The sequence below is a fragment of the Burkholderia pyrrocinia genome (assembly GCF_001028665.1).
GTDB lineage: Bacteria > Pseudomonadota > Gammaproteobacteria > Burkholderiales > Burkholderiaceae > Burkholderia > Burkholderia pyrrocinia.
Map to the genome: position 1 here is coordinate 1,184,778 of NZ_CP011504.1, position 13,045 is coordinate 1,197,822.

Here is a 13,045-nt window from a genome sequence, read left to right on the forward strand (position 1 = left end):
CAAGGTGTGCGGCGATAGTGCGCCGCTTCGATAACCGAAGCAAATACTGGATCGACGTCTCATATAGTGAGCAAACCATGGCGACACTGGATGAAGTTGCGCGCCGCGCCGGCGTGACGGCCGCGACGGTATCGAACGTGCTGCGCGACCGTGGCCGGGTCGGCGAAACCACGCGCGCTCGGGTGCTCGAGGCCGTGGAGGCGCTCGGCTACCGGCCGCATCTTGCTGCTCGGGCGCTGGCGGAAGGGCGCGCGCCGACGGTCGCGCTGATGGTGTCGAGCATCGCGAACCCGTTCTATCCGGAGTTCGCGCTGGCGGTCGAGCGCGCGGTGCGCCGCAACGGGCAGTTCCTGATCGTCTGCAATACGAACGAAGACCCGCTGCAGGGGCGCGCTTATCTCGACCAGATTGCCGGCACGGTTTCCGAGGGCATCCTCGTGACCAACGCGAACCTGCACCTGCCGGATCTGCTCGACGTCGCGCGGCGCGGCGTGCCGGTCGTGCTGTGCCTGTGGGAGCGGCCCGAGGCGCCGCCCGACGGATTGCCGTGCGTGGCCATCGATTTCCGCGAGGCGGGGCGGATCGCGACGCGGCATCTGATCGAACTTGGCCATGAGCGCATCGGCGTGATCGTCGGCGGGGCGGCGAGCGGCGTGCAGGCGGCGCGCTACGACGGTTTCGTCGACGTGATGCGCGAAGTGGGGCTCGACGCGTCGATCGTCGCGGCCGAGCATGATTCGATCGAAGGCGGCGTGCGCGCGGCGGGTCGGCTGCTCGACGCTCACCCGCGGCTGACCGCACTGGTCGCCACCAACGACCTGCCCGCGATCGGCGCGATGCACGCGGCGGCCGATCGCGGCAGGTGCGTGCCCGACGACCTGTCGATCGTCGGCATTACCGACATCCATCTGGCAAGCGACACGCGGCCCACGCTGACGACCGTCGCGATCCCGACCGGCGAAGCCGCCGGTCTCGCGGTCGAGTTGCTCAACGCGCTGCGCGAGGCGGGCGACCGTTTAGACGATGCGTCGCGCGTGCGTACCGCGTCGCTGCCGCGGCTGGTGGTGCGCGGTACGACAGGCCGTGTTCCGCGTGAGAGCGCGACGCGGTAGAAAGAAGAAGACACCGCGTGGGGCGGCGCCGAGTACGTCGAGTTTGCCGACGCAATCGGCGCGGCCCGGCGCGGAGCTGCGTGCGGTGTAGGAAACGGCAAACGCAGTGCCGGCCTCACTCGCCTTCGACGAGCCGCATCACGATGCTTCTGGCCGATTCGAGATGCGCGACCGTCATCGCTCGTGCGGCGCGCGCGTTGCGTTCGCGGCACGCCTGCAGGATCTCCTCGTGCTCGACCTGGAACGACGGCGTATCCGCGAGCAGCGTGGCCTGCAGGCGTTCGTAGCGTTCGACCTGGCTGCGCAATTCGCCGATCGTCTTCAACTGCCGCGCGTTGCCGCAGCACGAATACAGCAACGCGTGGAATTCGCGGTTCAGTTCGCCCTGCCGGCGCGGTACGGTCGCGTCGCCGAGCAGGCGATGGACGAGCTCGGCACGCGCGAGCGTCTCGTCGTCGAGCCGTTTCACGCTCCGGTAGATCGCATCGCCTTCGAGCAGCGCGCGCAGATCGTAGATTTCCTGCACGTCCGACGCGCTCAGCATCCGCACGACGGCGCCGCGATTCCTGAAGATATCCAGCAATCCTTCGCGTTCCAGGCGCTGGATCGCTTCGCGCATCGGAATCCGGCTGATGCCGAAGCGCTCGGCCAGGTCGCGCTCGACGAGCCGCTCGCCGGCTTCCAGCTCGCCGTTGATGATCATGTCCCGCAGCGATGCGGCCACCGCGTCGGCGGTGGAGTCGAGTTTGGCTTCCATGCCTGCGTGTTCCTCAATTTGGAATAATGGTATACCAAATGGAAATCCGGTGCCACAATGGCGGCCACGGGCGGGCTCCTTGAAATGAAATCCGGCCCGGTCGAAGCAACCGATATCCATGGAGAGCGAGATGGCATCTGGTGAACACAAATATCGTGTCGCAGTGCAGTGGACGGGCAATCGCGGCACCGGCACGTCGGGTTATCGCGAGTACGGCCGCGATCATGTGATTCGTGCCGGTTCGAAGCCGGACATTCCCGGTTCGTCCGATGCGGCGTTCCGCGGCGACGCGTCGCGCTGGAACCCCGAAGACTTGCTGCTGGCGTCGGCATCGGCGTGCCACAAGCTCTGGTACCTGCATCTGTGCTCCGAGGCCGGTATCCGCGTGCTCGCGTACGTCGACAACGCGGAAGGAACGATGCTCGACAGTCCCGACGAGGGACGCTTCACCGAAATCGTGCTGCGCCCGCACGTGACCATCCAGGCCGGCGACGATCGCGAGCGGGCCGAACATCTGCATCATGATGCGCACGCGAAGTGCTATATCGCGAACTCGGTCAACTTCCCGATCCGCTGCGAACCGGTAATCGAGTTTGCGGCGGCGTGACGCGTCGGCAACGGAAATCACGATGAAGCTTTTCTACTACCCCAGCAACGCAAGCATGGCGCCGCACTTCGTGCTCGAAGAAATCGGCAAGCCGTTCGAGCTTGCATTCGTCGACCGCTCCCACGATCAGCACAAGTCGCCGGACTACCTCGCGCTCAATCCGAACGGACTCATCCCGGTGCTGGTCGATGGCGACCTCGTGCTGTACGAAACCGCCGCCATTTGCCTGCATCTCGCCGATACGCACCCGGAGCAGCGGCTTGCCCCGGCGCTCGGCACACCCGAGCGCGCGCAGTTCTACAAATGGCTGATGTGGCTCACCAACACGCTCCAGGCGACGCTGATCGCGTATTTTTATCCGGAGCGCTGGGTCGATGCGGGCAATACGTCGGGCGCCGCGCAGGTGAAGGCGCACGCGGAGGCGAAAATCGGCACGCTGCTGGATCAGCTCGAAGCCCAGCTCGATGTGAGCGGCGGCCCCTGGCTGCTCGGCGCGCACTACACGGTGCTCGATCCGTATGCGCTGATGCTGTGCCGCTGGACCCGCGGCTTTGCCGAGCCGCGGCAACGGCCGCGGCTCGGCGGTTATCTGCAGCAGGTTCTCGCGCGCCCGGCCATCCAGCGGGCGTTGCAGACCGAAGGGCTCGCGTCGCCGTGGGTGTAACCGGACTGCACGTTCAAAGCCGTAAGCGGGCCCTTCAAAGAGTGCGAGGTCAGCGCGGAACGAGACAGGAAGGATAATTTTGCACTGGGTGCAAAGTTATACCGTTGCCTACTGAACCGCAGGGATGCAGCCTCGCGATCGCGATTCAGGTTGTGAGTTCCGCGATGCGAGGGGGATTGGCGACTTTACATAAATCTCGAAAGGCTCTTGTGCGATTAATCGCACGTCGAAACGTTCAACCGTGAACAAAATTCGTGCGTAACAGGTAGGCACACGACAGACGCGAGAAGTCGATCTGGTTTGTTTCCGGTATGCCTTAGGAACTCGATCAGAGATGCGCGAGCGCACGTCAATTGAACGAATCTGAAATTTGAAATTTGTGGTTTCCCCTCAACAGCTTGGCAATTTTTGACAGTCATTTTTCGGTGTTTCAGTAAGCTCGCGTCCAATAACCAACGAATGGACGCGGGCCGCGTCGACGAGAATGAACAAGAATACGCACCGCCTGGTGTATTCCAGGCTTCGGGGTATGGTGGTCGCCGTCGCGGAGACGGCGACGGCTGAGGGGAAATCGGCAACGGGTGAGAGGCGTGCGCGGCGGCGTTCATCGGCGTCGGGCACGCGCGCCGTTGCGTTGGGCGTCGCGGTGCTCGGCGTGCTACCCGCCCTGTCCGGTGCGCAGATCGTCCCGACGCCGGGTACCAGCACGCAGGTGATCCAGACGCCGAACGGCTTGCCTCAAGTCAACGTGGCGCGTCCGTCGAGCGCAGGTGTCTCGGTCAACACCTACAACCAGTTTGATGTACAGAAGGCTGGGGCGATCCTGAACAACTCGGCGACGATGGTTCAGACCCAGCAAGCGGGCTGGATCAACGGCAACCCGAATTACGGAGCCGGACAGGCCGCGCGGATCATCGTCAATCAGGTCAACAGCCCGAACCCGTCACAAATCCGCGGCACAGTCGAGATAGCAGGCGCCCGTGCAGAACTCGTCCTGGCTAACCCGTCCGGGATTTTTGTCGACGGCGGCGGCTTTCTCAATACCAGTCGCGCGACCCTGACAACCGGCGTGCCGTTCTATGGTGCCGATGGGTCGCTTGCCGGCTACAACGTTAACCGCGGCCTCGTGACCGTCGCTGGCGCGGGCCTGAATGCAGCCAATATCGATCAGGTCGATCTGATTGCACGAGCGGTGCAGGTGAACGCGGCGGTCTATGCGAAGAATCTGAACGTGATCGCCGGCGCGAGCCAGGTCAACCACGACACGCTTGCCGCGACGCCGATCGCTGGCGACGGCCCCGCGCCGTCGGTTGCAATCGACGTGAGTCAGTTGGGCGGCATGTATAGCAATCGGATCTTCCTCGCTGCGAATGAGAACGGCGTGGGGGTGGCCAACGCCGGTACGATCGCGGCGCAGGCGGGCGATTTGACGCTGCAGTCGAACGGCCGGCTCGTGCTCACGGGCAGGACGACAGCGAGCGGCAACCTGGCGCTGTCGGCCGCAGGCGGCATCCAGAACAGCGGCACGACGTACGCGCAGCAATCGCTGTCGGCCAGCACAAGCGCCGATCTCACGAACAGCGGGACGCTCGCGGCGCAGCAGAATACAACAGTGAATGCCGGCAGTGTCAATTCGACCGGCACGCTCGGCGCGGGCGTGAACGACGACGGTTCGGTAGGCCATGGCGGCGATCTGAACTTGGCAGTCTCAGGCCAACTGAGCGCAACCGGCAAGAATGTCGCGGGCGGCAATGCGTCGCTGACCGGTGGTAGCGTGAATCTCGCCAGCAGCACGACGGCCGCAAACGGCAATCTGTCGCTGAACGCGACGGCCGGCGACATGAATCTCGCGAACGCGACGACGAGCGCGCAAGGCGCAGTCTCTGCGAACGCTTCGGGCACGGTGATCAACGACCACGGCAGCCTGTCGAGCGGCGGCAGCACGACGCTGACCGGTGGTGCCCTCTCGAACCAGAGCGGCAAGGTCTCGTCGCAGGGGCCGCTGTCGGTGAATGTCGCCAACCAGATCGCTAACCAGTCTGGCGAGATGGTGTCCGAGAGCACGGCGGACGTGCACGGCGGCGCCATCGCGAACAACCAGGGCACCCTCCAAAGCGCGGCCGGCATGAAGGTGGCCGGTGCGTCGCTGGATAACACGGCAGGACGGATTACGTCGCTCAACGGCGACGGCCTGTCGGTGACGACGAGCGGCCAATTGACCAACGCCGCGGGCACGACCGCGAACGGCGCGCAAGGCGGTGTCATCGGCGGCAACGGTGATGTGTCGGTCCAGGGCGCAAACGTTGTCAACCGCGGCGCGATCACATCCAACACGAATCTGCATGTCGCGGGCCAGTCGGTCGACAACGGCAGCGGCACCCTGCAGGCCGCGCAGAACGTCGCGGTCGATGCCGGTGCACGCCTCACGAACAACGGCGGCGCGATTGCCGGTCAGACGGCAACCGTCAGCGCAACGACGCTCGACAACAGCGCCGGCACAGTGCAGGCCGGCCAGGTATCGTTGAACGCGACCGACCTCGTGAACCACGGCGGCACGATCACGCAGACCGGGACTGGCCCGATGGCCGTCAATGTGTCGCGCACGCTCGACAATTCCAATGGCGGCACGCTGCAAACCAACAGTACCGACCTGACGCTCGCCCCGGCAGTGCTTGTTAACGACGGCGGCACGATTACACATGCAGGCACCGGCACGCTGACGCTCGGCAGCGGCGCAGGTTCGGTGTCGAACGTGGGCGGTGCGATTGCGAGCAACGGGCGCGTCGTCGCGCAAACCGGCACGCTGAACAACACGTCGGGCTCGATCAATGCGCAGACCGGACTGACGGCAACCGTCGGCGGCACGCTGAACAACGCGAACGGCAAGCTGCTGTCGAATACGGATCTGAGCGTCACCAGCGGCACGCTGACGAACGACGGTGGGCAAATCGGCGCAGGCACGAACGCGACAATCCACACAGGCTCGATGACGAATCAGGGCGGTTCGATCGTCGCGCCGAACCTGTCGGTCACAGCCGACTCGACGCTCGACAACAGCGGCGGCAAGCTCGAGGCCAATCAGCTTGCGCTGACGGCCGCCAACCTCGTCAACCACGGCGGCACGATCACGCAGTATGGGTCGTCAGCGATGGGCATGAATGTCAGCGGCACGCTCGACAACTCGGCCGCTGGCGTGATCCAGACGAACAGCACGGATCTGACGCTCACGCCAGCTGAGCTGAACAACGCAGGCGGCACCATCACACATGCCGGCACGGGCACGCTGACGATCGCGCCGGGTAATGGCGCCAGCGCGCTGAACAACGCATCAGGCACCATCGTGATGAAGGGACAAGCCATCGTCAACGCGGCCACCTGGAACAACGCGAGCGGTATCCTCGCTGCGCAGCGCGGCATCAACGCCACGATTGCGGGCGACGTGAACAACGCACAGGGCCTGCTTCGTTCGGATGGGTCGCTGTCATTGAAGAACGGCGGCGCGTTGTCGAACCGAGGCGGCCACGTCCAGGCCGGGCAATCGGCTGCGGGCGACACCAGCACGCTCGACATTCAATCGGCCTCGATCGACAACGCGGACGGCGCCATTGTCGACCTCGGTGCGGGCAAGATGACGGTGCAAGGCGGTAGCCAGATCTCGAACAGCCGTGCCGGTGGTGTGTCGGGTATGGGGGCCATCACCGGTAACGGCGACGTGACGGTTGGTGCCGCGTCGATCAGCAACACGCAGGGTGGTCAGCTCAGCGGTGCATCGCTGCATGTCCGGGGGAACACCCTCGACAACAGTGGCGGCACCATCGGCAACGTCACGAATTCGAAGGGCGACGTGAACGTCACTACGACCGGCGCGATCACGAACACGAACGGTCAGATCAGCTCGACGCACGATCTGTCGGTCGCGGCGGCCACGCTGCAAGGCGGCGGCACATATAGCGCGACGCATGACGCCAACGTGAACCTGCAGGGCGATTACACGGCGGCATCCGACACGCAGTTCAACGTCGGTCACGATCTCGCCTTCACGTTGCCCGGCACCTTTACGAACAACGCGAACCTGCAATCGGTCAACAACCTGAGCGTCAACGCGGGCAACATCGTCAACGCGGGCGCCTTGACGGCCGGCGGCTTGCTGCGGACGCAGTCGACCGATTTGACCAACACGGGTGCGCTGGTCGGCGCCAGCGTATCGCTCAACGCGACGAATACGATTTCGAACCTTGGACCGACCGCTTTGATTGGCGGTTCAGACAGCAACGGTACGCTCGAGATTCTCGCGCATGACATCGAGAACCGGGAGGATACGACCGCGACTGATTCGATGGCCACGACCGCCATCTTCGGCATGGGCAAGGTCGTGCTGGCAGGCGGCAAAGACGCGAGCGGCAACTACACGAACGCGGCGCTGGTCAATAACGTGTCTGCCCTGATCCAGTCCGGCGGCGACATGGAGTTGCATGCTGACAAGGTAACGAGTACGCGCCGCGTGATGAAGACTTCCACCAGCCAGATCGATCCGGCATCGCTCGCGCAGTTCGGCATTCCGATCAGCGGCCGCACGGGTCAGGTCGGCGTGAAGGATCCGGACAGCATCGGCGGCGTCTACACGGAGCCGCCTCATGGCGGTCAGTGGAACAGCACGTATCAGTTCACGACCTACTATGCGGACAGCGCAACGGCGACGACCGTAACGGACATCAGCCCGGCCGCCCAGATCGTGTCGGGTGGCAAGATCGACGCATCTTCGGTCGGTACGCTGCAAAACTACTGGAGCAACATCGCGGCGGTCGGCGATGTCAAGATGCCGGCGCGCTACGATGCGGATGGTTGGGCGGCGTCCGGTCAGAAACTGCCGGGTGTGACGGTCTCGTACTCGGGGCAATATCACTACAACAACTACGATAATTCCGAATATGACTGGAAGCTGCCGTTCGGCAATGCGCCGTTTGTCGGCTCTCGGCCAGGCGGCTACACGCAGGCGGCGCCGGCCTCGATCAAGGACTACAAGCTGCCGGGCTACAGCTCGACGCTGAGTTCGAACGGCACGATTTCGGGAACGGGTGTCAGCGTCAACAACTCGGCGGGCAACGCATCGATTCCGTCGCTCGGGCTGCTGCCGGGTCAGTCGGTGCCGGGTCTCACGCCTACGAACCTGAGCGGTAACGCGAGCGGTGCGAAATCGGGGGCGTCGTCTGTGCACGGTGGTGCGCTCGCGCCGGTCGACCCGATTATCGCCAGTGCGACGGCGCTGAACGTGCTGAACAACCTCACCATTCCGCAGGGTGGACTGTACAAGCCGACCACGGCGCCAAACGCGAACTACGTGATCGAGACGAATCCGGCGTTCACGAACCAGAAGAATTTCATCTCGAGCGACTACTTCTTCAGCCAGATCGGCGTCGATCTGACGCATATCCCGAAGCGGCTCGGCGACGGTTTCTATGAGCAGCAGCTCGTGCGCAACGAAGTCACGTCGTTGACTGGCAAGGCGGTACTCGGGCCGTACGCCGACCTCGAGACGATGTATCAATCGCTGATGGCGGCCGGTGCGAATCTGTCGAAGTCGCTCGATCTACCGATCGGCGCGAGCCTGTCGGCCGATCAGGTGTCGAGGCTGACCAGCAACGTGGTCATGATGGAAACGCGGGTGGTCGACGGTCAGTCGGTGCTCGTGCCGGTCGTATATCTCGCGAAGGCCAGCCAGCAGAATATCGATGGCCCGTTGATCAGTGCGACGAACGTCGATTTCCAGAATGCACAGTCGTTCACGAACAGCGGCACGATCAAGGCGGACAACACGCTGGCGATCCAGGGCAAGCAGATCGACAACGCATTCGGCGCGCTGCAAAGCGGTGGGCTGATGTCGCTGAAGACCGAGAACAACATCGACCTGACGTCGGCGAACGTGAAAGCCGGCAGTTTGCAGCTGGACGCCGGAAAGGATCTGATTCTCGACACGGCGACGAAGACGAACACGCGTGTGAGCCGCGACGGCGCGACGAGCGTGGTGACCACGCTCGGGCCGACCGCCAAACTTGACGTTGCGGGCGATGCGTCGATCACGACGGGCGGCAACTTCCAGCAGAACGCGGGCAACCTGTCGGTCGGCGGCAATCTCGGCATGAACGTTGGCGGCAACTGGGATCTCGGCGCGGTGCAGACGGGCGAGCACAAGATCGTGCAGCGGGCGAACGGTGTGTCCAACACCGACATCAACAAGGTCACCGGCGGCTCGGTGACGGTCGGTGGGCAATCGATTATCGGTGTTGGCGGCGACATTACCGCGAAGGGCGCGCAGATCGATCTCGGGCAAGGTGGGACGCTTGCAGCCAAGGGCAACGTGACGCTCGGCGCGGCGAGCGCGACGTCGACCGTGAACAGCAACAGTTCCGGCAGCGATAGCCATGGCAGCTACGCGGAAACACTGCACACGTCGGATCAAGCACTGACCGGCACGACGCTCAAGGGCGGCGACACGGTCAACATCGTGTCGGGCAAGGACATTACGCTCTCCGGCAGCGCGATCAGTCTCGATAAGGGCAACGCGAACCTGCTGGCGGCCGGCGATGTGAACATCGGCGCGGCAACCGAGACACACGAGCTGAACTCGCACGAAACGCATAGCCATAGCAACGTGGTGAGCGGCGCGAAGATCGCAAGCGGGATCGACCAGACCATGACGTTGAATCAGGGCAGTCTGGTGTCAGCGGACGGCGTGAATATCGTCAGCGGGAAGGACGTCAATGTTCAGGGTAGCACCATCGTCGGAACGAACGACGTGACACTCACGGCAGCACGCAACGTGACGGTTACGACGTCGCAGGATACCTTGCAGTCGTCGAGCTACTACGACAAGAAGGAATCGGGGTTGATGTCGGGGGGCGGCCTGTCGGTGTCGGTTGGCAGCAGTTCGCTGAAGACGACCAGTCTGTCGACCGAGGTGTCGAACAACGGCAGCACGATCGGTTCGCTGAAGGGCAACGTCAGCATTACTGCTGGAAACGACCTGCACGTGACGGGAAGCGACTTGATCGCAGCGAAGAATCTCAGCGGTACAGGCGCGAACGTGACGATCGATGCTGCGCAGGACACGCGTCACCGCGGCGAGACGCAGGAAGTGTCGAAGAGCGGCCTGACACTGGCATTGAAGGCACCGGTAATCGATGCGGTGTCGAACGCGGTGGATCAGTCGCGCGCGTCCAGCAGTAGCCAGGATGGTCGCGCGGCAGCGCTGCACGGAATGGCCGCGGCGAGCGCGGCGTGGGATGCGAACATGGCGGCCGGCGATCTGGTCAGGACGCTGGGAGCGGGTGAGACACCTCAGTTCAAGGTTGAAGTCAGTGTCGGCAGCAGCCACAGCAACAGCGCATTCACCGAGAACAGCGTGACGAATCGAGGCTCGAACGTGAATGCAGGCGGGACGGTGGCGTTTGCGGCGACCGGCAACGGTCAGTCGGGCAGCGGCAATGTGACGATCGCCGGCTCGAACGTGAACGCAAACGACGTGATATTGGCAGCGAAGAATCAGGTCAATATCATCAATACGACGGATACCGATTCGACGCGCAGCACGAATGAATCGAAGAGCGCGAGTGTGGGCGTATCGGTCGGCACGGGCGGCTTCGGTATCTCGGCGGCGATGTCGAAAGCTAACGGCGACGGCAACAGCGATCTGGCCACGCAGAACAACAGCCATGTGAACGCGGCAAACAGTGTGACGATCATCTCGGGCGGCGATACGAACATCATCGGCTCGAACGTGAAGGGCAATCAGGTGAACGCCGATGTGGGCGGGAACCTGAACATCGAGAGTGTGCAGGACACGTTGTCGAGTGCGGCACATCAGTCGAGTTCGGGCGGCGGTTTCAGCGTCAGCCAGGGTGGTGCGAGTGCGAACTTCAGCCAGAGCAAGGGCAATGCCTCGGGCAGTTATGCTGGTGTCAACGAGCAAGCCGGGATTCATGCGGGCGACGGTGGCTTCAATATCAACGTCACTGGCAATACCGACCTGAAAGGCGGGCTGATCGCGAGCGACGCGGATGCGTCGAAGAACTCGCTGACGACGGGTTCGCTGTCCTTCTCGGACATCCGGAACCAGTCGCACTACGACGCGAGCTCGAGCGGCTTCAGCGCGGGCGCGACGACCGGCGACGGCGGGATGAATTACAGCACGCACGGCAGCACGTCGGGCAAGAATGCGGGGGGCGCCGCGCCCATGCTTGGCCAGAACGACAGCGGCAGTGATAGCGCGACGACGAAGAGCGGCGTCAGCACGGGGGCGGTCACGATCACGGATTCGGCGAACCAGACGCAGGACGTGGCGAGCTTGAACCGCGACACGACGAATACGAACGGTACGGTCGCCAAACTCCCCGACATGCAGAATCTGTTGAGCAATCAAGCGGACATGATGGCTGCGGCCAGCGCGGCTGGTGAAGCGGTGTCGCGCCGGATTGGGGACTATGCAGACAAGATGATGAAAGATGCCGCGGCGAATGGCGACCAGGCAGGCGTCGACGCATGGAAGGAAGGCGGAGCGAACCGGGCGCTGATGCAAGGCGCCGGCGCGGCGCTGGTAACGGGGTTGGCGGGCGGCAATGCGGTAGGTGGCGCAGCCGGTGCGGCGATTGCGTCGATCGCGTCGGGCAAGCTGAACGAACTGAGTAGCGCGATCGCAGGCAGCGATCCGACCGGTAACGCCAATATGAATCAGGCGCTGGGTAATATCGTGGTGAACGCGCTCGCGACGGGGGCTGGAGCGGCAGTGGGCGGGGAATCGGGGGCGTTCTCGGGGTACAACGTTGACCGGTTCAATCGGCAGTTGCATCCGGACGAAAAGAAGGCTATTCAAGATAAGGCAAACGGCGACAAAGATGAGGAAAAACGTCTTACGCGTGCCGCGTGTTATGCCGTGAAATGCTGGGCGGAATATCCCGCTGGTAGCGATGAACGAACAAAGAATTTTGTGAGCGAAGTTGAGGTGGCATCACTCACAAAGGAACTCGACTGGGTGAACCAACAGAAGAGTTCTGGTCTATTCGAATATACCGCTTTGCAGAAAGGTGGAGACGCCATCAAGAACGATCCAGTCGGAGTGGCAAAGGATGCTGTCAAAGTGGCCCTCGGCAGTGTAACGACAAAAACCGGGGTAGGGTTCTGCACGACTGGCCTTGGATGCGCGGCTGGCGTTCCGATGATCGTATTTGGAACAAGTGAAATCGCCGAAGGCGCTGACGGCCTGTATAACCGATACAATGGAATTAATGTACCCGGAACAAACGCTCTTCGCGATCAGTTTAATCAAACATTATCCGGATATTGGGGTCCCATCGCATACGATGGGTTGAGTCTGGCTGCATCTCTTGCAGCTCTTTACGCACCGGTTCCGCTAAAAATGGGAGTCGCGGATGGGTTGAATCGTCCAAATTCAATATTCGGAGTGATGGTCCCTAGAATTAACAACAAAACATTGATCCCATTTGTAAATCAAGCGCTGCCATACGGGGCGACGCAAGGAATGTTATTATTCGGTGTCGGCGCAAAAGGTATGAGCGTCATAAACGATATCCAAGGATCAGGAGGTAAAAAGTGAATTGGATGCGATTGTATGCAACCATTCAGACGTTTTTTGTTGTCGGGGGGGCGTCTATCGCTGCCGCAGGCTTTTATGCGTTCTTGATAATATTTGGCGCACAAAAATTTATTGGCGTAAGCGAAATTATATCAATATTTTTCATTGGGCTACCTATTTTTCTTGCGCTGTTTGTTTTTTTTGTAAAACGATTTCCGGCGCAATTTAGGAAATCTGGTTTTCTAAGTGATGACCCCAAAAAATTTGGCCCCTGGTTCAAATGATGATCGACTTGGTGAGTTTGGGCCTGCTTATGTTT

General features: G+C 62.4%; 6 protein-coding genes. 5 read left to right on the top strand and 1 reads right to left on the bottom strand.

Annotated elements, in window-relative coordinates; translation table 11 throughout:
- The first annotated feature begins 77 nt into the window (after positions 1–77).
- Positions 78–1,112: a LacI family DNA-binding transcriptional regulator gene (locus tag ABD05_RS21585; RefSeq protein ID WP_047902129.1), complete on the top strand. Its 1,035-nt coding sequence runs from the start codon at positions 78–80 to the stop codon at positions 1,110–1,112.
- Between the two features lie 115 nt (positions 1,113–1,227).
- Here the strand turns inward: ABD05_RS21585 and ABD05_RS21590 are convergent, their stop codons facing one another.
- Entirely contained in the window at positions 1,228–1,869 is a 642-nt protein-coding gene (locus ABD05_RS21590) for a GntR family transcriptional regulator (RefSeq protein ID WP_047902130.1), read from the bottom strand.
- A gap of 130 nt (positions 1,870–1,999) precedes the next feature.
- Here ABD05_RS21590 and ABD05_RS21595 point away from each other — a divergent pair, with 130 nt between their 5' ends.
- The 4 genes from ABD05_RS21595 (at position 2,000) to ABD05_RS37795 (ending at position 13,010) form a co-directional block, all read left to right on the top strand.
- The gene (locus ABD05_RS21595; RefSeq protein ID WP_047902131.1) at positions 2,000–2,476 is read left to right on the top strand and encodes an OsmC family protein; all 477 of its coding nucleotides are present in this window, start codon (positions 2,000–2,002) and stop codon (positions 2,474–2,476) included.
- 22 nt (positions 2,477–2,498) lie between these two features.
- The gene (locus ABD05_RS21600) at positions 2,499–3,140 is read left to right on the top strand and encodes a glutathione S-transferase family protein (RefSeq protein WP_047903712.1); all 642 of its coding nucleotides are present in this window, start codon (positions 2,499–2,501) and stop codon (positions 3,138–3,140) included.
- 484 nt (positions 3,141–3,624) lie between these two features.
- Positions 3,625–12,747, top strand: a complete 9,123-nt coding sequence (locus ABD05_RS21605) for a hemagglutinin repeat-containing protein (RefSeq protein WP_158361638.1) — start codon at positions 3,625–3,627, stop codon at positions 12,745–12,747.
- Positions 12,744–13,010, top strand: coding sequence for a hypothetical protein (locus tag ABD05_RS37795; RefSeq protein ID WP_141685090.1), 267 nt, complete (start codon positions 12,744–12,746; stop codon positions 13,008–13,010). The genes ABD05_RS21605 and ABD05_RS37795 overlap by 4 nt, the downstream gene beginning before the upstream one ends.
- Positions 13,011–13,045 lie beyond the last annotated feature (35 nt).

Excerpts from the sequence above, each read along its gene's own strand:
- ABD05_RS21585 (WP_047902129.1), top strand. The coding sequence starts at position 78 with ATGGCGACACTGGATGAAGTTGCGCGCCGCGCCGGCGTGACGGCCGCG.
- ABD05_RS21590 (WP_047902130.1), bottom strand. The coding sequence starts at position 1,869 with ATGGAAGCCAAACTCGACTCCACCGCCGACGCGGTGGCCGCATCGCTG.
- ABD05_RS21595 (WP_047902131.1), top strand. The coding sequence starts at position 2,000 with ATGGCATCTGGTGAACACAAATATCGTGTCGCAGTGCAGTGGACGGGC.
- ABD05_RS21600 (WP_047903712.1), top strand. The coding sequence starts at position 2,499 with ATGAAGCTTTTCTACTACCCCAGCAACGCAAGCATGGCGCCGCACTTC.
- ABD05_RS21605 (WP_158361638.1), top strand. The coding sequence starts at position 3,625 with ATGAACAAGAATACGCACCGCCTGGTGTATTCCAGGCTTCGGGGTATG.